This is a genomic window from Chitinophaga sp. CCNWYY40 (assembly GCF_037483205.1).
Classification (GTDB): domain Bacteria; phylum Bacteroidota; class Bacteroidia; order Chitinophagales; family Chitinophagaceae; genus Chitinophaga; species Chitinophaga ginsengisegetis.
Genome location: NZ_JBBHLF010000004.1, coordinates 71,547 through 91,845, shown reverse-complemented (window position 1 = coordinate 91,845; position 20,299 = coordinate 71,547). Strand labels below are relative to the sequence as shown.

The 20,299-nt window shown below is 46.9% G+C and carries 19 protein-coding genes; 6 read left to right on the top strand and 13 right to left on the bottom strand.

The genetic code is table 11. The features are described from left to right. Nucleotides 1-4: 4 nt before the first annotated feature. On the bottom strand, nt 5-2,275 hold the full coding sequence (locus V7S65_RS15255; RefSeq protein ID WP_079468923.1) for an aconitate hydratase: 2,271 nt from the start codon (nt 2,273-2,275) through the stop codon (nt 5-7). A 210-nt stretch (nt 2,276-2,485) separates the two neighbouring features. On the opposite strand from V7S65_RS15255, the gene V7S65_RS15250 reads away from it, so the two are divergent. Then, a complete protein-coding gene (locus V7S65_RS15250) occupies nt 2,486-2,707 on the top strand; it encodes a PspC domain-containing protein (protein ID WP_079468922.1) in 222 nt (73 codons plus the stop codon). A 72-nt stretch (nt 2,708-2,779) separates the two neighbouring features. Here V7S65_RS15250 and V7S65_RS15245 read toward each other — a convergent pair whose 3' ends face one another. Next, entirely contained in the window at nt 2,780-3,181 is a 402-nt protein-coding gene (locus tag V7S65_RS15245; RefSeq protein WP_111579493.1) for a hypothetical protein, read from the bottom strand. Nucleotides 3,182-3,299: 118 nt separating this feature from the next. Continuing rightward, nucleotides 3,300-4,121, bottom strand: coding sequence for a 3-deoxy-8-phosphooctulonate synthase (kdsA, locus tag V7S65_RS15240; protein ID WP_181785016.1), 822 nt, complete (start codon nt 4,119-4,121; stop codon nt 3,300-3,302). A 245-nt stretch (nt 4,122-4,366) separates the two neighbouring features. Here kdsA and V7S65_RS15235 point away from each other — a divergent pair, with 245 nt between their 5' ends. Beyond that, nucleotides 4,367-5,305, top strand: coding sequence for an NAD-dependent epimerase/dehydratase family protein (locus V7S65_RS15235; RefSeq protein ID WP_079468920.1), 939 nt, complete (start codon nt 4,367-4,369; stop codon nt 5,303-5,305). A 71-nt stretch (nt 5,306-5,376) separates the two neighbouring features. On the opposite strand, the gene V7S65_RS15230 is transcribed toward V7S65_RS15235, so the two are convergent. The 9 genes from V7S65_RS15230 to V7S65_RS15190 all read right to left on the bottom strand — a co-directional run bounded on the left by V7S65_RS15230 (nt 5,377) and on the right by V7S65_RS15190 (nt 13,254). Then, nucleotides 5,377-6,624, bottom strand: a complete 1,248-nt coding sequence (locus tag V7S65_RS15230) for a sulfate adenylyltransferase subunit 1 (protein ID WP_336387175.1) — start codon at nt 6,622-6,624, stop codon at nt 5,377-5,379. Nucleotides 6,625-6,705: 81 nt separating this feature from the next. Then, a complete protein-coding gene (gene cysD / locus V7S65_RS15225) occupies nt 6,706-7,614 on the bottom strand; it encodes a sulfate adenylyltransferase subunit CysD (protein WP_079468918.1) in 909 nt (302 codons plus the stop codon). A 35-nt stretch (nt 7,615-7,649) separates the two neighbouring features. Continuing rightward, the gene (locus tag V7S65_RS15220) at nt 7,650-8,333 is read right to left on the bottom strand and encodes a phosphoadenylyl-sulfate reductase (protein WP_079468917.1); all 684 of its coding nucleotides are present in this window, start codon (nt 8,331-8,333) and stop codon (nt 7,650-7,652) included. A gap of 417 nt (nt 8,334-8,750) precedes the next feature. Then, nucleotides 8,751-9,170, bottom strand: a complete 420-nt coding sequence (locus V7S65_RS15215; protein ID WP_079468916.1) for an RrF2 family transcriptional regulator — start codon at nt 9,168-9,170, stop codon at nt 8,751-8,753. 151 nt (nt 9,171-9,321) lie between these two features. Then, the gene (gene dapB, locus V7S65_RS15210) at nt 9,322-10,041 is read right to left on the bottom strand and encodes a 4-hydroxy-tetrahydrodipicolinate reductase (protein ID WP_079468915.1); all 720 of its coding nucleotides are present in this window, start codon (nt 10,039-10,041) and stop codon (nt 9,322-9,324) included. 42 nt (nt 10,042-10,083) lie between these two features. Further along, entirely contained in the window at nt 10,084-10,716 is a 633-nt protein-coding gene (locus tag V7S65_RS15205) for a DUF5683 domain-containing protein (protein WP_079468914.1), read from the bottom strand. A gap of 67 nt (nt 10,717-10,783) precedes the next feature. Beyond that, entirely contained in the window at nt 10,784-11,701 is a 918-nt protein-coding gene (locus V7S65_RS15200) for a ParB/RepB/Spo0J family partition protein (protein WP_079468913.1), read from the bottom strand. Continuing rightward, nucleotides 11,685-12,506 carry a ParA family protein gene (locus V7S65_RS15195; RefSeq protein ID WP_079468912.1) on the bottom strand — a complete coding sequence of 274 codons (822 nt, stop codon included), beginning with the start codon at nt 12,504-12,506 and terminating at the stop codon, nt 11,685-11,687. The genes V7S65_RS15200 and V7S65_RS15195 overlap by 17 nt, the downstream gene beginning before the upstream one ends. Before the next feature lie 67 nt (nt 12,507-12,573). Next, complete coding sequence (locus tag V7S65_RS15190) at nt 12,574-13,254, bottom strand: metal-dependent hydrolase (RefSeq protein ID WP_079468911.1); 681 nt, start codon at nt 13,252-13,254, stop codon at nt 12,574-12,576. 451 nt (nt 13,255-13,705) lie between these two features. On the opposite strand from V7S65_RS15190, the gene V7S65_RS15185 reads away from it, so the two are divergent. The 4 genes from V7S65_RS15185 to lon all read left to right on the top strand — a co-directional run bounded on the left by V7S65_RS15185 (nt 13,706) and on the right by lon (nt 19,360). Next, the gene (locus V7S65_RS15185; RefSeq protein ID WP_336387174.1) at nt 13,706-14,971 is read left to right on the top strand and encodes a metallophosphoesterase; all 1,266 of its coding nucleotides are present in this window, start codon (nt 13,706-13,708) and stop codon (nt 14,969-14,971) included. Between the two features lie 124 nt (nt 14,972-15,095). Continuing rightward, nucleotides 15,096-16,004, top strand: a complete 909-nt coding sequence (locus tag V7S65_RS15180) for a hypothetical protein (RefSeq protein ID WP_336387173.1) — start codon at nt 15,096-15,098, stop codon at nt 16,002-16,004. A 113-nt stretch (nt 16,005-16,117) separates the two neighbouring features. Continuing rightward, nucleotides 16,118-16,735: a porin family protein gene (locus V7S65_RS15175; RefSeq protein WP_079468908.1), complete on the top strand. Its 618-nt coding sequence runs from the start codon at nt 16,118-16,120 to the stop codon at nt 16,733-16,735. Nucleotides 16,736-16,957: 222 nt separating this feature from the next. After that, entirely contained in the window at nt 16,958-19,360 is a 2,403-nt protein-coding gene (lon, locus tag V7S65_RS15170) for an endopeptidase La (RefSeq protein WP_079468907.1), read from the top strand. Nucleotides 19,361-19,487: 127 nt separating this feature from the next. On the opposite strand, the gene V7S65_RS15165 is transcribed toward lon, so the two are convergent. Further along, complete coding sequence (locus tag V7S65_RS15165; protein ID WP_079468906.1) at nt 19,488-20,219, bottom strand: pyridoxine 5'-phosphate synthase; 732 nt, start codon at nt 20,217-20,219, stop codon at nt 19,488-19,490. Nucleotides 20,220-20,299: the final 80 nt, after the last annotated feature.

Here is a 20,299-nt window from a genome sequence, read left to right as displayed (position 1 = left end):
TGAATTAAGCTTTTTTCGCAGCTTCTGCACGGATTACGTTCAGTGCACCACCTGCTTTAAACCACTCGATCTGTTGTTCGTTGTACGTGTGGTTTACAGGGAACTCGCTGGTGCTGCCATCTTTATGATGAAGCACAACGGTGAGTTGTTTACCGGGAGCGAAGGTAGTAAGACCGAGGATGTCGATGGTATCATCTTCCTGGATCAGGTCATAATCTTCTTTGTTGGCGAAGGTCAGACCCAGCATACCTTGTTTTTTCAGGTTGGTTTCGTGGATACGGGCGAAAGATTTCACCAGGATAGCACGAACGCCGAGGTGACGGGGTTCCATTGCAGCGTGTTCGCGGCTGGAGCCTTCACCGTAGTTTTCATCCCCTACTACTACTGCACCGAAGCCGTGTGCTTTGTAGTCGCGCATGGTAGCAGGTACTGCACCATATTCGCCGGTGATGGAGTTTTTAACGGTATCGCTTTTATCGTTGAATGCGTTGATCGCACCAATGAGCATGTTGTTGGAGATGTTATCCAGGTGACCGCGGTATTTCAGCCATGGACCAGCCATAGAGATGTGATCCGTAGTACATTTACCTTTTGCTTTGATGAGCAGTTTCAATCCTTTCAGATCGGTGCCTTCCCATGCAGCAAATGGGGCGAGGAGTTGTAAACGGTCGGAGGTAGGGGATACTTTCACCTGAACACCGCTACCATCGGCAGCAGGGGCCTGGTAACCGGCATCTTCTACGGCAAAGCCTTTTGGAGGCAGTTCAAAACCTACCGGTTCGTCCAGCATTACTTCTTCACCGTTTTTGTTTTTCAGTTTGTCAGTCAGCGGGTTGAAGGTAAGATCACCTGCGATGGCCAGTGCTGTTACAATTTCCGGAGAAGCTACAAATGCGTGGGTAGAAGCGTTACCATCATTTCTCTTCGCAAAGTTACGGTTGAAGGAAGTGATGATAGAGTTTTTGCGGGTAGGGTCGTCGATATGACGGGCCCACTGACCGATACACGGACCGCAGGCGTTTGCCAGTACCACACCGCCTACCTGGTCAAAAGTATTCAGTAAACCGTCTCTTTCGATGGTAAAACGTACCAGTTCAGAGCCGGGAGTGATGGTGTATTCAGATTTCATTTCCAGTTGCTTGTCGATGGCCTGTTGTGCCAGGGAAGCAGAGCGGGAAATATCTTCGTAGGAAGAGTTGGTGCAGGAACCGATGAGGGCTACTTCCAGTTTTTCAGGCCAGTTGTTTTCTTTTACTGCCTGTGCAAATTTGGAGATAGGCCATGCCAGATCCGGTGTGAACGGACCGTTTACATATGGTTCCAGTTCGTCCAGGTTGATTTCAATTACCTGGTCGTAGTATTTGGAAGGATCTGCGTATACATCAGCATCCGGACGGAGATGGTCTCTTACTTCATCAGCCAGGGCAGCTACTTCTGCACGACCGGTGATTTTCAGGTAGTCAGCCATTTTGCTGTCGTATGCAAACAGGGAACAGGTAGCGCCGATTTCAGCACCCATGTTACAGATGGTTGCCTTACCGGTAGCGCTGAAGCTATCCGCACCTTCGCCGAAATATTCCACGATAGCGCCGGTACCACCTTTTACGGTGAGGATACCTGCAACTTTCAGGATAATATCTTTGGCAGAAGTCCAGCCGCTCATTTTACCTGTCAGTTTCACACCGATCAGTTTCGGCATTTTCAGCTCCCAGGGTAAACCAGCCATTACGTCAACAGCGTCGGCACCACCAACACCAATCGCCACCATGCCTAAACCGCCGGCATTAGGGGTGTGGGAGTCAGTACCGATCATCATACCACCCGGAAACGCGTAGTTTTCCAGCACTACCTGGTGAATGATACCAGCGCCTGGTTTCCAGAAACCAATGCCGTACTTATCAGAAATTGAGGAAAGGAAATCGTAAACTTCTTTATTGGTGTCAATAGCAGTTGCCAGATCTTCTGTAGCGCCTACTTTTGCCTGAATGAGGTGATCACAATGAACAGTGGAGGGAACCGCAACTTTATCACGACCGCAGGTCATAAACTGGAGCAATGCCATCTGGGCGGTTGCATCCTGCATAGCTACGCGATCCGGCGCAAATTCAACATAGGATTTGCCTCTTTCGTAGGGCGTGGTAGTAGGTGCATACAAGTGTGCGTACAAAATCTTCTCAGCCAGTGTCAGCGGGCGACCCAGCATTTTACGGGTAGCTTCCACCTTACCCGGGAGTGCCGCATACACTTTTTTAATCATGTCAATATCAAACACCATGGGAAAAAAATTATTTAAGAGCGGTTAAAAATTGCTCGCAAAATTAACTAAAATCGGCAAGTTTTTAAATTAAATACTTAACATCCGGCCAACTGTGTGTAAACTTTTGGTACTTTAACGGTTCCCGTGATATTCAGCCGGTTATGGCGGAATAGCCTTACCAGCCGTTTTTTCCTTGTTTTTCCAGCCGGAATTTGATAAATTTGATTTATGAACCGGATAAAAGACTTTGTGGAATGGAAGGCGTTCGGTGTATGTGCTGCTATAGGAGATAAACTTGGGGTAGCCACATCCCGTATACGCATCTTTTTCATTTATGCCACTTTTCTTACAATGGGCTCCCCGCTCATTGTATACATGATTCTTGCCTTCTGGGTAAATATGAAGAATTATATTCTGAATGCCCGGAGAAATCCACTGCGTTACTTATAAGTTATTGATATAAAGAAAAAGAGGTGGTTCGCGTTATCCGTGAACCACCTCTTTTATTTGGTATATTTTTGTTTATTCCAGATGAAACAGCGTCATGCCGTGATAATGGTTTTGCAACTCATTTAACGTGATCGGCTCTACGAGATTCCTGGTTTCGTCCCGGTAGTGCAGCTGCAAAAGCGGGTTATGGCCTTCCTCAAACCAGCGGATGGAGAACGGGCCTCTCACATACAATGTTCCTCCTGCCTTCGACGATGCCGCTTCATCTTTATGAAACTGCAGTTTCAGCAGGGTGGCCTCGGTCAGAAGAACAGGTTCCAGGTTATCAAGATCGTACCAGAACTCATTTTCATCTGTAGCCACCAACACTTTCTTGTCCTCATGATCTACCTGCAAAATCTTCCCTTCCTTTTCTGTCCCGCCATAATTTGTGATAATGGTATCACCTGATTTTAATTCGTGGATATTAATCATAGTGAACTGTGTTTTATGTGTTTCATGAATTTACTGAAAAAACTGCAAAGCTTCGTGTAAAGAAAAAAGCGATTATCACCTTCCGGTGGTAATCGCTTTTTTCTTTATGTGGTGCGGATTAAAACTTTCTCACTACCTGGCGGAGTTCCACCAGTTGTTCCAGCAATGGTTCCAGTAAATCCAGGCGGAGCATATTGGCGCCGTCAGATTTTGCACAGGAAGGATCGGGGTGTGTTTCAATGAACAGGCCATCGGCGCCGGTTGCAATAGCTGCTTTGGCAATGGTGCTGATCATTTGCGGGTTACCACCGGTTACGCCGCTGGTTTGATTGGGCTGTTGTAAGGAGTGGGTACAATCCATTACCACGGGCTCACCCAGGTGTTTCATAATGGGAATGTTGCGGTAATCCACTACCAGGTCCTGGTAGCCAAAGGTGGTACCGCGTTCGGTGAGGATGATATGATCATTACCGGCTCCCTTGATCTTTTCCACAGCGAATTTCATGGATTCGCCGCTGAGGAACTGTCCTTTCTTTACATTTACTACTTTACCTGTTTCGGCAGCGGCCAGCAGGATATCTGTTTGGCGGCACAGGAAAGCGGGAATCTGTAACACATCCACGTAAGCGGCTGCCATAGCAGCTTCTGCAGCGGAGTGAATATCTGAAGTAACGGGAACATTAAAAGTTTTACCTATCTTCTGCAGCAGCTCCAGTCCTTCCACATCTCCGATTCCGGTAAAGGAATGCACACTGGTACGGTTGGCTTTACGGTAGGAAGCTTTGAAAATATAAGGGATCGCTAATCTTTTACAGATGGTGGTCACTTTTTCAGCCACTTCCATCAGTATGGATTCTTCTTCAATCACACACGGACCAGCAATCAGGAAGAAATTTTCGGGGTTGTATTGCTCTTTGAATAAAGATTTTAAATGCTTCATATCTTGAAAAAATTGTGTCATTTAATTGAAGGTGCAAAGATAGGCATTCTCAGGCAAAGGGAGGCTATGAAGCCGCTTCGTTTGAGCTAATTGTCATAACATTGTAATCCGAAAACCATGTGCATAACCCGGCGTTCATTTTATTGTTATAGCATTGTCATGCGCTGGGAAGGGGTGAGCGGAAATAGCGGCGAAGCTGTTAATATTACGGTCCGATTTAAAATAGCTTACAATTATATTTTTGTATGAAGAAAGATAAGATACTGGTTATAGGCGCCTGCGGACAAATTGGCGTGGAGCTGACCCTGGCTTTAAGAAAGATGTATGGAGATGCGAATGTGCTGGCTTCCGATTTGCGGGAAGAGCATGATTTGCTGAAGGGAACCGGTCCGTATGTGTCGCTGGATGTAATGAACAAGGAGATGCTGCATGTGCTGGTGATCCGTCATAATATCACCCAGATCTATCTGCTGGCGGCGATCCTGTCGGCCACCGGTGAAAAAAATCCATTGCTGGCGTGGCATATCAATATGCAGAGCCTGTTGAATGTACTGGATATTGCGAAAGAAGAAAATCTTGATAAAATATACTGGCCAAGTTCCATTGCGGTATTTGGTCCTAACTCACCGGCGCAGGAAACGCCCCAGCACACTATCATTGAGCCTACCACCATTTATGGTATCAGCAAATTTGCGGGTGAGCGCTGGTGCGAATACTACAACCACCGCTTTGGTGTGGATGTAAGAAGTTTGCGCTACCCCGGCCTGATCAGCTACAAATCAGCGCCCGGCGGCGGTACTACGGATTATGCCATTGAAATTTTCCATGAGGCCAAAGAGCATCAGAAATATACGAGCTTCCTGTCTGAAAATACTTATCTCCCGATGATGTACATGCCGGATGCTATCCGCGCTACCATTGAACTGATGGAAGCCGACGCATCTAAAATAGCGGTACGTTCTGCCTATAACCTGGGTGCGATGAGTTTTTCCCCGAAAGAAATAGGTGCGGAAATACAGAAACATATTCCTGCTTTCACGATGGCTTATGAGCCGGATTACCGCCAGCAGATTGCAGACGGCTGGCCAAACAGTATCGACGACAGCCAGGCGCGTGCAGATTGGGGCTGGAAGCCTGAATTTGACCTGGCCGCAATGACAAAAGATATGCTTCAACATATTTAATTTAACCATTCCATGAAAACAAAAAAAGCAGCGGAGATCCGCTGCTTTCTTGTTTTTATAAAGAGGTACTGCTATTCAATGAAACCCACAGCCACCGTGGTGTTATTAAACTCATCGATGAGAATAAAGGCGCCGTTGGCAGGATTGCTCTGATAAGGATCTGCAAATATAGGCGCCGCTGTTTTCAGCGTAATTCTGCCGATATCATTCAGCGTCATGGATGCTTTATCTGTTACCTGCACATGATTGGTTACATCTGTTATGTAATTGATCTGCTGCACCTTTGCTTTCACGCGGTTAACGCCGTGCTGTAACAGGTAGGTTTTGCTCGGAGTAAGCGGCAGCTGGTCCATCCAGCAGATGTTGGCGCTTATTTCCTTCAGTTGCGGCGGCACTTCGTTTGTTTTCACGAGCATGTTACCGCGACTGCTGTCTATTTCGCCTTCCAGGGTAATCACCACACTTTCGCGTGCATGCGCCACCGGTAGTTGCTTTTCAAATTGCTCAATGGTTTTGATGCGGCTCTTTTGCCCGGAGGGCAGGGAGATTACTTCATCGCCTACAGAGAAATGACCGCTGGCCACTTTGCCCGCAAAGCCGCGGAAATCGTGGTATTCGGTGGTTCTCGGACGGATCACGCTTTGAATAGGGAAACGGGCAGGGTGGTTACGGTCTTCATGATCGAACGACACCTGTTCCAGGTATTCCAGCAGGGTGCTGCCGTTGTACCAGTTGATGGAGCCTGTGCGGCTGGCTACGTTTTCGCCATACAAGGAGGAGATGGGAATGAACTTTACTTCCTGTCCTTTAAACCCGGCGTTATCGAGCATTTGCTGGAAATCTTCCACTATCTGGTTAAAACGGGCTTCGCTGTAATCTACCAGGTCCATTTTATTTACGCAAACCACCAGGTACGGAATACGCAGGAGGTTAGCGATAAAGAAGTGGCGGTGTGTTTGTTCCACGATGCCTCTGCGTGCGTCGATGAGGATCAGCGACACCTGTGCATTGGAGGCGCCGGTTACCATGTTGCGGGTATATTCAATATGCCCGGGGGTATCGGCAATGATGTATTTGCGGGTAGGGGTGGAGAAGTAGATGTGTGCCACATCTATCGTAATTCCCTGCTCACGTTCTGCTACCAGTCCGTCGGTAAGCAACGACAGGTCTGTAAAATCCAGTCCTTTGCGTTTGCTGGCAGCGTGGAGCGCTTCCATTTTATCTTGCGGAATAGAATTGGTATCGTATAATAAACGGCCTATTAAGGTACTTTTACCATCGTCTACACTACCGGAAGTGGCTATACGTAAAACCTCCATTATTTTTATTTTTTTGCTTTTAGCGACTGGCGTTAAAAGATGTGTTCAATTAAGTTAAAGTGTGTGTTACAGGAAGCGCTGTTAAAAGTACCCTGCCTGTTTTCTCTTTTCCATAGCGGCTTCAGAGCGTTTATCGTCTATACGTGCGCCACGTTCGGAGATCTTTGCTTCCATGATTTCAGCAATGATATCTTCCAGTTTATCGGCTTCCGATAATACGGCGGCGGTACAGGTCATATCGCCTACGGTACGGAAGCGTACTTTCTGGCGGAACGGTACTTCGTCGGCGGTGGTGTTGAGGAAAGAGGAGTAAGGCCAGTAAAGACCGTCGCGTTCTATGATTTCTCTTTCATGGGAGAAGTAGATAGAAGGTATTTCCAGTTTTTCACGAACGATATAATTCCACACGTCCAGTTCAGTCCAGTTGGAGATGGGGAATACGCGTACGTTTTCACCGATATTGATTTTACCGTTGAGGATATCGAACAGTTCGGGGCGTTGCATTTTGGCGTTCCACTGACCGAATTCGTCTCTTACGGAGAAGATTCTTTCTTTGGCGCGGGCTTTTTCTTCATCCCTGCGGGCGCCGCCGATGCAGGCGTCAAACTTTCCTTCTTCGATGGCATCGAGGAGGGTAACGGTTTGGAGGGCGTTTCTGCTGGCGTATTTGCCGGTTTCTTCCTGGGCTTTACCCTGGTCGATGCTGTCCTGTACATTTCTTACGATGATGTCCAGTCCGAGTGTATTCACGAGCCAGTCGCGGAATTCGATGGTTTCGGGGAAGTTGTGGCCGGTATCCACATGCAGCAGGGAGAAAGGTATTTTACCGGGGTAAAATGCTTTCTGTGCCAGTCGCACGAGTGTAATTGAATCCTTGCCGCCGGAGAACAGCAGCACTGGTTTTTCGAACTGTGCTACTGTTTCACGAAGTATATAGATGGCTTCATCTTCCAGTGCCTGAGGAAATTCCCAATTTATTTGATTAGTCATGGACTATAATAATTTATTCTAAAAGCTAATATTTGTTATCCGTGCAGGCCGCATTCTTTCTGCGACTGTTCCCACCACCACCGGCCGGCGCGGGGATTTTCCCCCGGCTCAATGGCGCGTGTACAGGGTGCGCAGCCAATGCTGATGAAGCCTTTATCGTGCAGTTTGTTGTAGGGCACGTTATGTTGTTCCAGGTAGGCCAGTACTTCGTCGTAGCCCCAGTGGATCAGCGGATTAAATTTATAGAGGTGGCGGTGTTCGTCCCATTCGAGGATTTCCATGCCCTGCCGGTTTTCGGACTGTTCAGCCCGGAGACCGGTGATCCATACTTTTACGCCTTCCAGCGCCCTGTTGAGGGGTACAATTTTGCGGATGCCGCAACATTCCTTGCGGTTTTCCACTGATTCGTAAAAGCTGTTGGGTCCTTTGGTGGAAACCAGTTTTTCTACTGCGGTGGTGTCCGGGTAATAAACTTCTACAGGTTGTTTATAACGGGCCATAGTGAGGTCCATTACATCGTATGTTTCCTGAAAGAGGCGGCCCGTGTCCAGGGTAAAAACTCTAACCGGCAATTGGTTACGCCAGATAATATCTGATATTACCTGGTCTTCCTGGCCAAAAGAGGTAGAGAATGCTACAGCGCCGGGGTATTGTTCCAGCAGGTACTGTATGGCCTCCTCCACTGATTTGTTGACCAGCGCGGTGGTAATGTCTGTCATGTAGATCTTCCTTATTGAATTGATATGTCTAGTGCCAGCGGAGCGATTACGGTCACTCCTCTTACAAAAATACATAAAACCTATAAAAAAGATAGACTAATAGGATAAAAAATTATTTCTTTCCTGTAAAGGGGCTGTGGTGGCGGGGAGAAAATGGGCGGAGGTGGGGGAACCTGTTAAGATGGGGCATAGAAAGCAGCGTGGGAGTGGCCGAACCGGGGGAATGGGCAAAAGGCGGTATACCTGCTTTGAACATAGGGAGGATTCGCTGTGGAGTGGGATAGGAGTTACTTAGCACTGGGAGTATACGTGCTGTTAACCCGGAGGTGACGTGGAGGGAACGTGGACTTGATCCTGAAACCCTTTACTGTAGCGGAAAAGCCGGCACGTGGCCGGCTCGGATATTTTACACCCTGATTAGCTATTTCGGGTCAGGATATCTTTCAATGTTTTGTTCTCGAGGATTTTCAGGGCGGAATCCCTCACTTTGCCCATTACTTCATTGAGGCCACAAACGGCTTCATCGCGGCAGTTTTCGCAGCGTTCGTAGTAATTGAGGCTTACGCAGGGAAGCAGCGCAATAGGTCCGTCGAGCAGGCGGATGATTTTCGCCAGCGCGATCTCTTTGGGAGGTCGCATGAGGTAATAACCGCCTCCTTTTCCTTTTTTACTGCCGAGGATGCCGGCATTCTTCAACTCCAGCAAAATATTTTCCAGGAATTTGATAGAGATATTTTTTTCCTGTGCAATTTCGGATATAAGGATGGGTCCTTTATCTACATTCTCTGCCAGGTGTACTAATGCGTGAAATGCGTATTGCGTTTTTTTCGATAACATACTGACTTTTTTGCATCCCTCCACGGATGAACTAATAGTGCGGTGCACACTTTATATTCCTGCAAAGATAAGCAGTTTTTAGCTGCCAGCAGTGAGTGGCTGGCTTTTAGCCACCGGAGCGGGGTCCGGCGGCTAACGCATTTAGCTGCTGCTATCCTAAATTCAATACATCCCGCATGGTGAACACGCCGGTTTTGCCTTTCAGCCATTCTGCCGCCACTACGGCGCCGGCTGCAAAGCCTTCCCGGGAGTGGGCGGTGTGTGTGATGGAAATATCGTCGATGGCGGAAGTATACGTTACGGTGTGTGTGCCCGGCGCCGGATCAATCCTTTTAGAGATGATGGGGAGTGCTTCCGGTTGATTGCTTTCTTCGTTTACCCAGCCGGTTTTGCGAGGCACTGCGGCCAGTACCTGTTCTGCCAGTGTGATGGCGGTACCGCTTGGCGCGTCTTTTTTATGGGTATGATGGATCTCTTCCATCTTTACGTTGTATTGTGGCTGGCCGGCCATGAGGGCAGCCAGTTTCTTATTCAGTTCAAAGAAGATATTTACGCCGATGCTGAAATTGGTGGCGTGGATGAAAGCCTGGTTTTTTTCCAGGCAAAGCGCTTTTACTTCCGGCAGTTTATCCAGCCAGCCGGTGGTACCGGATACCACGGGAACATTTGCATCGAAGCACTTTAAGATGTTGTGGTAGGCTGTTTCAGGTGTGGTAAACTCGATGGCTACATCTGCCTGGCCGAGGTGTTCTTTTTCCAGCAGGTGTTTGCTGCCAACGTCTACCCGGAGTATTATTTCGTGTCCTTTGGCAGTGGCAATTGCATCTATTGCCTGTCCCATTTTACCATATCCGATGAGCGCTATTTTCATGACCCTTGCAAGTTGTATTTAAAGTTGATGTATTAATGATGATCAGCGGCCGGCGAAGTACCGGCTTTTGCCTTTTTTACCGCCAAAAGAAATATTTACGCCGATGCCCAGTGTACGGTTGTTGATGATGGTGGGGGACACGCGCATGCTCAGGTCGTCCGACATATCGAAATTGCGGAGATGTGCAAATACGGTAGCGTCTATAATGTTTACGCCATAGGCCAGGATGAAGAACAGCACGGAGTAATCCACATATTGCCGGAACTGGTCGCGGCCCACCTTCAGTGATTCGGTATCGTAAGGTTTGGTATCCGGGCTGGTGTCGTTGGTATCCGGGTTGCCATCTACCCGGAGGCGGTAAGCATCGCGGTACAGCTTGTAGGTCTTCATGTTATCCACAAAGAAATAAACGCAGGTACCAATGGCGGCATATGCAATTGGAATTTTCCAGTATTCTTTATTGTATGCCTGTCCGAGCCCCGGCACCACGGCAGAGTAAAGGGCTGCTTTACGCGGGCTGTGGGGGAGTTTGGAATCAGGAATATAAGCGCTGTCTGTGAAGATGGCTTTGTTTGCTTTTACGGTATCCGTACCTGGTGCAGGTATAGGCCGGATGATAGTATCCATTGTTTTAGCAATGGGGCGCAGGGTATCCTGCTGTGCGTGCACTGGCATAACCACTACAACCGCAATTAAAAACAACAAAAAGTATCGTAGTGAATGAAATATGTATTGAGCCTTATTAGCCACCGTATATATCTATTTTTTCCAGGATACTATCCAGCTCTTCATCCGAATAGAATTCAATTAAAATGCTGCCTTTACCGCTTTTTCCTCTATCCAGTTTTACTTTGGTAGAGAAGTGAGTGGCGAGTTTGTCCTGTATTTTCTGAAAAGCAGGAGGTAGTTTTGCTTTGGCAGCCTTTTGCTGATGATTTTTATCGGCCTGATTGATGTTGCGGGCCAGTTCTTCTGTTTGGCGTACAGACAATCCGTTTTTCAGGATTTCATTATACAGGAAGAGTTGGTTTTCCACATTTTCCACGCCGGTGAGTACGCGGGCGTGGCCCATGCTGAGCTGGCCGTTGCGTACGGCCACCTGGATATCCGGGGGGAGTTTCAGCAGGCGTATATAGTTGGTAACGGTACTTCTTTCTTTGCCCATGCGGTCGGCCACCTGTTCCTGGGTGAGACTGCATTCGTCCATGAGTCTTTTGTAGCTGAGGCCCACTTCAATGGCGTTCAGGTTTTCCCTTTGCAGGTTTTCCAGCAGGGCGAGTTCCAGGAGTTCCTGGTCGTTTACCTGGCGGATATATGCGGGAATGTCTTTGAGGCCGGCGAGTTTGCTGGCTCTCAGGCGTCTTTCACCGGCGATCAGCTGGAATTTTTTGGCGCTGATCCTGGATACGGTGATAGGCTGGATAACATCGTGCAGTTTGATCGACTGGCTTAACTCCTGTAAAGAAACCTCATCAAAGTCACGACGCGGCTGTTTCGGATTGGTAGCAATCAGATCCAGTGATATGCGTTCTATACCGGTAGCAGCAGCTACTACCTTATCACCCAGGGCGCCGGCAGTTTGCTTCAGATCTGTATCGATGTTTTGAAGCAGTGAGCGGATGCCTTTACCCAACGCCTCTTTCTTACTTGGATTGGTCATCGTTAATAGCTAGGATTTTGTCTTTGGATTTAATTTTGGTGAAATTATGTTTCTGCAGGATTTCCTTTGCCAGGTTGAGGTAGTTGATAGCACCTGTGCTGGCTGCATCATACATAATAACGGATTTACCGAAACTGGGAGCTTCTCCCAGTTTGGTATTGCGGTGGATGATGGTATTGAACACACTTTCTTCAAAATGTTGTTTTACTTCATCCACTACCTGGTTGCTCAGGCGCAGGCGACCATCGTACATGGTCATCAGAATGCCTTCAATTTCCAGTTCTATATTCAGGCGGCTTTGTACAATTTTGATGGTATTGAGCAGTTTGCCGAGTCCTTCCAGTGCAAAAAACTCACATTGAACGGGTATGATCACGGAGTTGGAGGCTACGAGGGCATTTACGGTGATAAGACCGAGGGAAGGGGAGCAGTCTACAATTACAAAGTCGTAATCCGCTTCCACGGTATCGATCACCTGTTTCATCACTCTTTCCCGGGTGGGATGATTGATGAGTTCCAGTTCAGCGCCTACCAGGTCTATATGAGAAGGCAAAACCTTCAGGTTGGGAGTATCTGATTCCAGGATAACATCTTTGGCCAGCACGTCGTTCACCATACAATCGTACAAGCTCTGCTGCACATTGCGCAGGTCGAAACCCAGTCCTGTGGTGCTGTTTGCCTGCGGGTCGGCGTCAACCAGCAGTGTCTTAAATTCCAGCACAGCCAGGCTGCTTGCCAGGTTTATTGCACTTGTAGTTTTTCCTACGCCACCTTTCTGGTTAGCGATTGCGATTATTCTAGCCATTGTGTAATTTAAAAATTCAAAGGTTATTTATAGGATAAAGGATAAATCAGCAATGATCACTTCTTCCTCAAACCTCTATGGTACTACCTATTTCGGGTAGTAACAGTTCAAGCCCGGCATCAATAAACTGCATCTTTGCTTCGTCTGTATCAATCTTAACGTAGCCGAAAGTGTTGTAGTGTACCCCGATTATCTTCTCACATTCTATCATTTCAGCGGCAGCAATGGCATCTTCGATGCCCATTGTGAAATTATCGCCAATTGGCAGTACTGCAAAATCCAGGGAGGTAACAGCTGGTATCAGCTCCATATCCACAGTGAGCGCAGTATCGCCGGCATAGTAAAAGTTCCCTTCTTCCGTCATAAATATAAAACCCATCGGATTACCGCCGTAGGTTCCATCGGGTAAACTGCTGGAGTGCTGTGCCACCACACATTTTACCGTACCAAATTCAAATTTCCATTTACCGCCGGTATTCATGGGATGCAGCTTTTCGATCCCCTGTTTACCAGCCCAGGTCACAATCTCAAAATTGGATACTACTGTTGCATTTGTCCGTTTTGCCAGGTCTAACAGGTCGGCCGTATGATCTTCATGTCCGTGGGAAACAAAAATATAGTCCGCCGTTATGGCATGGATGTCTACCTTAGCCGCCAATTCATTATGGGTGATGAAAGGATCAAACAAGATCTTTTTCCCCATAATTTCCACCGCAAAACAGGAATGTCCATAGCAAGTATACTTCATAATCAATCCATTTGAATCCATCACGACAACTTCCGGGGAAATTTACTCTCCGTAATCCGTGATTAATCTACACCTTATATTTAAAAGTAACTCTATTAAAAGTAGCGTAATCGGACAAAAATACAACGATTACGTAAAATTCGGGTGCTGCAGTATATTTATTTATACACAAACTGTTCGCAGAACAAGCCCCGTAACCTGTTAACGGGTTAATTTTTAGCCAGTTTCAGCAGGCGTAAGATTAATATATTAATAAAATATTAAAATTATTTATTGTGTACCGGTCAGCCAGCAAATGTACTGTTTCTCCTTTCTTAATAAAAAAAATAAAAACATACAATTCTTCGCGTTGTTATTCGTCTTGTAGGTACAACCACCGGTTTTAACTTTTCAGACCCGGTTAGTTATGTTAAATTGCTTTATTATTACATATCTATATTAAATTTCTATAATGCGACCCGGACTTAATTCCGTAATACTCATCGTTTTCCTTTTGTTACTGGACCTTTATGTTTTCCAGGCCATCAGGGCTATGGTGTATATGTCTACTCCCAAAGTAAGGAACATCACTTATTCCGTATACTGGCTTATATCCATTTCTGTTGTGCTGATGATAGCCTTGTTGCCCTATATCAACTGGCATAACTGGCCGCCTACGCTGAAATCCTACCTGATGGCTGTTTTCATGGGCCTGGTACTGGCGAAGCTGCTGGTAACGGTATTCCTGCTGATAGACGATGTGAGAAGGGGTGTACTGTGGCTGATCCGTAAATTCAGCAGTGCGCCGGCGGTGGCTGCAACTCCGGCCACGGGCGGATTATCAAGGTCGCAGTTTATTAACCGGCTGGGACTCATCACCGGCGGCGCTTTTTTTGGAACGCTGCTGTACGGATTTTCCAATAAGTACAACTACCGGGTACATAAAATAAAAATGGCTTTCAAGCATCTGCCGGCCTCCTTTAAGGGGTTGCGGATTGTACAGATCTCCGATATCCATTCCGGCAGCTTTGCTAACCGGGACGCGGTAATGAAAGGCATTAAGATGATCAATGACCAGAAGGCCGACCTGGTGCTGTTTACCGGCGACCTGGTAAACGACCGGGCGGTGGAAATGGCCGAATGGCTGGATGTGTTCCGCGAGGTGAAAGCCCCGATGGGCGTGTATTCTACCCTGGGTAACCACGACTATGGCGATTATTACCCCTGGCCGGATAAAAACGCCAACGGTTACAGTGCGTTGCAGCACCAGAACCTGGAGGATTTAAAAGCGGTGCATGGAAAGCTGGGCTGGAAACTCATGATGAATGAGAACGTGGTGCTGGACCGCAACGGAGAGCAGATTGCGCTGATTGGTATTGAAAACTGGAGCGCTATTAAACGTTTCCCCCGTTATGGCGACCTGAAAAGGGCGTACGAGGGGGCAGAACATATACCGTTTAAAATTTTACTATCGCACGATCCCACCCACTGGGATGCCCAGGTGCGCACAGAATATCCCGATATTGCCCTGATGCTGGCGGGCCATACCCACGGTATGCAGTTTGGCGTGGAAATACCCGGTTTGAAATGGAGTCCTGCCCAATATTTTTATAAAGAATGGGCGGGGTTATATAAGAAAGGGGAACAGTTCCTGTATGTAAACAGGGGCTTCGGGTTTCTCGGCTATCCCGGAAGAGTGGGTATCCTGCCGGAAATTACGGTGATAGACCTGGTATAAAAAGGCATCGTACGCATTGACCGATAGAAAAGCTTTGTTTAACCACATATTCGTCCTGTTCGCGGATATAGGGTTAAACGATACTGATTTACGCTTATCTTGCAGGCGACGTACTTTTTAAAACATGCGCCTATACTTCTTTACCTTCCTGTTGTTATGTAGCCGTGTAGCATCGGGACAAAGCCTGGCAGAGCTGGAGCGACAGCTGGATTCGTTGTTACAGAAACAGCAGAAAAGCGAAGTAGTGGCCGGTATCGGGTATGGGAACAATCCTGCCTATGGCAGTAAAGTGGCCAATTTCGAATATCCTCTTGTATTAAAAACATTTGTAGCGCCTTCTTTAAGTTATTATCATAAAAGCGGCCTGTATGCAGGTGTTAGCGCTTATTATCTTTTTAATTCCGTGAATAAGCCCTGGTTTGAATGGGACTTTACCGCCGGTTACGACTATACGAAAAACAGGGATTTTCTTAGCGGCATCTCCTATACGAAATATATTTTTGCCGATTCTTCAGACGTTCCTTCCACTCCAATCAAGAATGAAATTTTTGCCTACTTCTATTACCGGAAATGGTGGGTACAACCCGGTTTGAGCCTGGACTACGGCTGGGGAAAGCATGTGTCAGAAGGTTTATACACCAAAGAAACGTTGCATGGTAATGATTTTAATATTATCGCATCTGTAAGGCATCCTTTTATTTTTTCCGGCGTTATAGGACGGTTTGATGTATTGATGGTGACGCCTTCTGTGAACATGACGCTGGGAACGGCTAACTACTACAGCAATCTCAAAGCGGCTCAATATATCACCCGGTCGCCCCATATGGTGAAACTCAGAAATCCCCCGGGACCTGAACTTAATTTTGAAGATCATACCGAATTTGAACCCCGCGCGATAGATGTTACTATGAATATATCCTATTTTATTGGCCGGGTAAACCTGGCGCCATCCTACACGGTTTTTAAGTCCTTAACCGGTACAGATCAGGGTATTATGAGTTATTTCACGGCCCGTATTTTATACAGTTTCTGATTTCATTAACAAATAGCACGGAATTTGTAATTACTGGAAATGTAATTACAACATAGGGGTATTTTTTACTCCGGGCGTCTATATTTTAACCATTACTAACAATACATAGATTTATGAAAAAACTGTTTTTCGCCGTAGCAGTGCTGATGATAGCTGCTGTTTCAACCGTGTCAACTGTTAATGCACAATCAAAATTCCTTCGCTTTGGTGTGAAAGGTGGTGCTAATCTTGGAAAGCTTGATGGTACCGGTTTTCAGGATGGATTTAAGTTAGGTTATCACATCGGTGGGTTTGCCCAGGTGAATCTTGTGAAAGGATTCGGGGTTCAGGGTGAGTTGATCTTCTCTTCTACCAAAACAAAAACTACAGACGATTTCAGTGAAATTTATAATACTGGAAACCTGGAAGATAATGGTAAGAAGATCACCATGAGCTACCTGAGTATTCCGTTGCTGGCTAACATTGATCTGGGAACACCACGTCTGAAACTCCAGGTAGGACCTCAGTTCAGCGCATTGGTAAGCGACAAAAAAGTATTGGGTGCTGCCAAGGAAGCTTTCAAAGGCGGCGACATTTCCGGTGTAGCCGGTTTGTGGCTGCAACTGCCGATTGTTAATGTGAGTGCCCGTTATGTTATTGGCTTTAATGATGTAAACAATTACAAAGACGTAGCTAACACCAGCAACTGGAAAAACCAGAGCATCCAGCTGGGTGTAGGTGTAACTTTCTAGTATTTCGCGTTTAGCGTTAACTTTTGATGAAGCAGCAAAGATTAAAGTGTATACTTTATCTTTGCTGCTTTTTTTGCGAGAAAAGGAAGCTGCTACGCATTCTTCCGTTCCTGCCAGAGCGTCACTTGGCATCAAACTTGACTATATAGGGATACATAAAAAAAAGAGGACTTTTGCCGGGTTGTATGACAGAATGTCCTCATGAGGCTTTAAATATCTCAGATGAACAGATTTTATTTAGGAAATTCGGAAGATGAAATGGAGTTCATGCCTATTATCCCTTTGAACGAAGACGGGGAAGGACAGGAGGATGAAAAGATTCCCGATGAACTGGCATTATTACCATTACGAAATACAGTATTGTTTCCGGGTGTTGTGCTGCCGATTACGGTGGGCCGGGATAAATCTATAAAAGCGGTGAATGACGCCTACAAAACCGACAAATCGATCGGGGTGGTAGCGCAGAAAGACAGTACGATAGAAGATCCGGCTGTAGCGGATCTGAGTGAAGTGGGTACAGTGGCGCGTATTGTAAAGCTCATCAAAATGCCTGATGGCGGCACTACCATCATCATACAGGGCCGCAAGCGCTTTAAGATAGATGAAATAGTGACGGAAGATCCCTATTTCAAAGCAAAGATCAGCGTGCTGCACGATGAAGCGGCGGAAGATGATTCAGAATTTGAAGCGTATATCTCTTCCATCAAAGACCTGGCAGCGCAAATCATTCAGCTTTCTCCCAACCTGCCTTCAGAAGCGAGCATCATCCTGAAGAACATAGAGAATCCTTCTTTCCTGGTGCATTTTGTTTCTTCCAACCTGAACTCCGACCTGAAAGAAAAGCAGCAGTTGCTGGAGATCAATAACCTGCGTACCCGTGCAGAACTGCTGATGAAGCTGTTGCAAACGGAATTACAGCTGGCAGAACTGAAGAACAAGATCACCAACAAAACGAAGGCCGACCTGGACAAGCAGCAGCGGGATTATTTCCTGCAGCAGCAGATGAAGTCGATCAAGGAGGAGCTTGGAGGAGACGCCAACGACCGGGAGCTGAAGGAAATGAAGCGGAAGGCAGAAGAAAAGAAATGGCCGGCTGCCGCTGCGGAAGCTTTTTCAAAAGGGATCGAGAAACTGGAGCGCATGCATCCGAGCACACCGGATTACAGCGTGGTATACAATCACCTGGATCTTTTGCTGGACCTGCCCTGGGGCGAGTATACCACCGATAGCTATGACCTGAAAAAGGCAAAGAAGATATTAGACCATGACCACTACGGCATGGAAAAAATAAAGGAACGTATCCTGGAATACCTGGCTGTGCTGAAACTGAAAGGGGATATGAAGTCGCCCATTCTGTGTTTCGTAGGCCCTCCGGGTATTGGTAAAACCTCATTGGGACGATCTATAGCCAACGCTGTTGGCCGTAAATATGTTCGCCTGAGTTTGGGTGGTTTGCATGATGAAAGTGAGATCCGCGGGCACCGTAAAACCTATATCGGCGCCATGCCGGGTAGAGTGGTACAGTCGATCCGTAAAATCAAATCATCAAACCCGGTGATGATCCTTGATGAAATTGATAAGATCGGTAATGACATGCGCGGCGATCCGAGTTCTGCATTGCTGGAGGTACTGGACCCTGAACAAAACAGCACCTTCTACGATAATTACCTGGAGCTGGAATACGACCTGAGCAAGGTATTATTTATTGCTACCGCCAACAACATCAACTCTATTCATCCGGCGCTGCGCGACAGGCTGGAGATCATTGATCTGAGCGGGTATTCCATCGAAGAAAAAGTAGAGATCGCCAAAAGGCACCTGTTGCCCAAGCAAAAGGATGCGCATGGTTTGAAGGATACAAAAGTAAAGATCAGCAATACGGTGATTGAGCAGTTGATTGCCGATTACACCCGTGAGAGCGGTGTACGTGAGCTGGACAGGCAGTTTGCCGCTATTATGCGTAACCTGGCCAAACAGGTAGCGATGGATGAGAAATTACCGGATGCATTAACCGAAGAAGGGCTTCAGAAAATACTGGGTAAACCCCGTTATTCCAATGAGATTTATAAGGTTGGTAATCCGCCGGGAGTAGCCGTGGGGCTTGCCTGGACTTATGTAGGCGGCGATATCCTGTTTATAGAAAGCAGTTTGAGCGAGGGTAAGGGTGATCTGAAGCTGACGGGTAACCTCGGTAATGTGATGAAGGAATCTGCTGTTACGGCGCTGACCTATTTGCAATCCCATGCGGAGGAATCGGGTATTGATCCGAAGAAGTTTACGCAGAAGAGTGTGCATGTGCATGTGCCGGAAGGGGCTGTTCCAAAGGATGGTCCGAGTGCGGGTATAACCATGCTTACTGCATTGGCTTCTGTATTTACAGGCCGGAGGGTAAAATCCTACCTGGCAATGACGGGTGAGATCACGCTTCGCGGGCAGGTATTACCGGTAGGAGGTATTAAGGAAAAAATACTGGCCGCCAAAAGGGCAGGTATCCGTGAGATTATTCTTTGCTGGCAAAATGAAAAAGATATTAAGGATATCAATCCGTCTTATATTAAGGGGATGAAGTTTCATTATGTGAAGCAAATGAACCAAGTACTGGAAATAGCGTTATTAAAGAAGTAAGCACGCGTAACATATATACTGTTCATACCGGTTTAGTTGTGACTCCGCTATGAACTTCATGTTGATTGTTTTAAGGGTTGATAAAGCCATTCCATTAATCCGGAATGGCTTTATTGTTTTGTGTAAGTTAGTCGGCCAGTTGTCTTTTATACATCTGGATAGTATTTTCCAGTCCGAAGTAAAGTGCATCGGCTACGAGTGCGTGACCGATGGATACTTCTTTCAGCTGTGGTATATGCAGTTTAAAGAAGCGGAGGTTATCGAGGTTGAGATCGTGGCCGGCGTTGAGGTCCAGGCCAATAGCGGTGGCTTCTCTGGCGGTATTTTTATAGTCGTTGAACAGCTGCAGGTTTTGCGGCTGTGTGCGTGCGTTCGTATATTCTTCTGCGTAAGGGCCGGTATAGAGTTCTATACGGTCGGCGCCGGCGGTTTTAGCGCCTTCTACTTTTGTAACGTCTGCATTGAGGAAGATGGAAACCCTGATCCCTGCTTTTTTGAGGGTAGAGATCACGTCTTTCAGTTGCGACTGGCAGGCGATGGTATCCCATCCGGTATTGGAGGTGATGGCATCCGGCGGATCGGGCACCAGTGTGCATTGGTGAGGTTTAACGGCCAGCACGAGGTCCATAAAATCCTGGGAAGGATATCCTTCAATATTGAACTCTGTGGTGACCAGTGGTTTCAGGTCTCTTACGTCCTGGTAGCGGATATGGCGTTCATCGGGGCGGGGGTGAACGGTGATTCCATCGGCGCCGAAGCGTTCACAATCCTGGGCCACTTTTAATATATCCGGTAGATTGCCTCCACGTGCGTTGCGCAGGGTAGCAAACTTATTGATGTTTACACTCAGCTTTGTCATGCGGCAAAATTACGGCTTTTAGCTTTTACAAAAAATGCAGCGGAGAAAAAGTAGTGACTTCTTCTCCGCTGCATTTGTAT

What these genes read in the sequence shown, in the direction of transcription:
- V7S65_RS15255 (WP_079468923.1), bottom strand. Translation starts at nt 2,275, where the DNA reads ATGGTGTTTGATATTGACATGATTAAAAAAGTGTATGCGGCACTCCCG.
- V7S65_RS15250 (WP_079468922.1), top strand. Translation starts at nt 2,486, where the DNA reads ATGAACCGGATAAAAGACTTTGTGGAATGGAAGGCGTTCGGTGTATGT.
- V7S65_RS15245 (WP_111579493.1), bottom strand. Translation starts at nt 3,181, where the DNA reads ATGATTAATATCCACGAATTAAAATCAGGTGATACCATTATCACAAAT.
- kdsA (WP_181785016.1), bottom strand. Translation starts at nt 4,121, where the DNA reads ATGAAGCATTTAAAATCTTTATTCAAAGAGCAATACAACCCCGAAAAT.
- V7S65_RS15235 (WP_079468920.1), top strand. Translation starts at nt 4,367, where the DNA reads ATGAAGAAAGATAAGATACTGGTTATAGGCGCCTGCGGACAAATTGGC.
- V7S65_RS15230 (WP_336387175.1), bottom strand. Translation starts at nt 6,624, where the DNA reads ATGGAGGTTTTACGTATAGCCACTTCCGGTAGTGTAGACGATGGTAAA.
- cysD (WP_079468918.1), bottom strand. Translation starts at nt 7,614, where the DNA reads ATGACTAATCAAATAAATTGGGAATTTCCTCAGGCACTGGAAGATGAA.
- V7S65_RS15220 (WP_079468917.1), bottom strand. Translation starts at nt 8,333, where the DNA reads ATGACAGACATTACCACCGCGCTGGTCAACAAATCAGTGGAGGAGGCC.
- V7S65_RS15215 (WP_079468916.1), bottom strand. Translation starts at nt 9,170, where the DNA reads ATGTTATCGAAAAAAACGCAATACGCATTTCACGCATTAGTACACCTG.
- dapB (WP_079468915.1), bottom strand. Translation starts at nt 10,041, where the DNA reads ATGAAAATAGCGCTCATCGGATATGGTAAAATGGGACAGGCAATAGAT.
- V7S65_RS15205 (WP_079468914.1), bottom strand. Translation starts at nt 10,716, where the DNA reads ATGCCAGTGCACGCACAGCAGGATACCCTGCGCCCCATTGCTAAAACA.
- V7S65_RS15200 (WP_079468913.1), bottom strand. Translation starts at nt 11,701, where the DNA reads ATGACCAATCCAAGTAAGAAAGAGGCGTTGGGTAAAGGCATCCGCTCA.
- V7S65_RS15195 (WP_079468912.1), bottom strand. Translation starts at nt 12,506, where the DNA reads ATGGCTAGAATAATCGCAATCGCTAACCAGAAAGGTGGCGTAGGAAAA.
- V7S65_RS15190 (WP_079468911.1), bottom strand. Translation starts at nt 13,254, where the DNA reads ATGAAGTATACTTGCTATGGACATTCCTGTTTTGCGGTGGAAATTATG.
- V7S65_RS15185 (WP_336387174.1), top strand. Translation starts at nt 13,706, where the DNA reads ATGCGACCCGGACTTAATTCCGTAATACTCATCGTTTTCCTTTTGTTA.
- V7S65_RS15180 (WP_336387173.1), top strand. Translation starts at nt 15,096, where the DNA reads ATGCGCCTATACTTCTTTACCTTCCTGTTGTTATGTAGCCGTGTAGCA.
- V7S65_RS15175 (WP_079468908.1), top strand. Translation starts at nt 16,118, where the DNA reads ATGAAAAAACTGTTTTTCGCCGTAGCAGTGCTGATGATAGCTGCTGTT.
- lon (WP_079468907.1), top strand. Translation starts at nt 16,958, where the DNA reads ATGAACAGATTTTATTTAGGAAATTCGGAAGATGAAATGGAGTTCATG.
- V7S65_RS15165 (WP_079468906.1), bottom strand. Translation starts at nt 20,219, where the DNA reads ATGACAAAGCTGAGTGTAAACATCAATAAGTTTGCTACCCTGCGCAAC.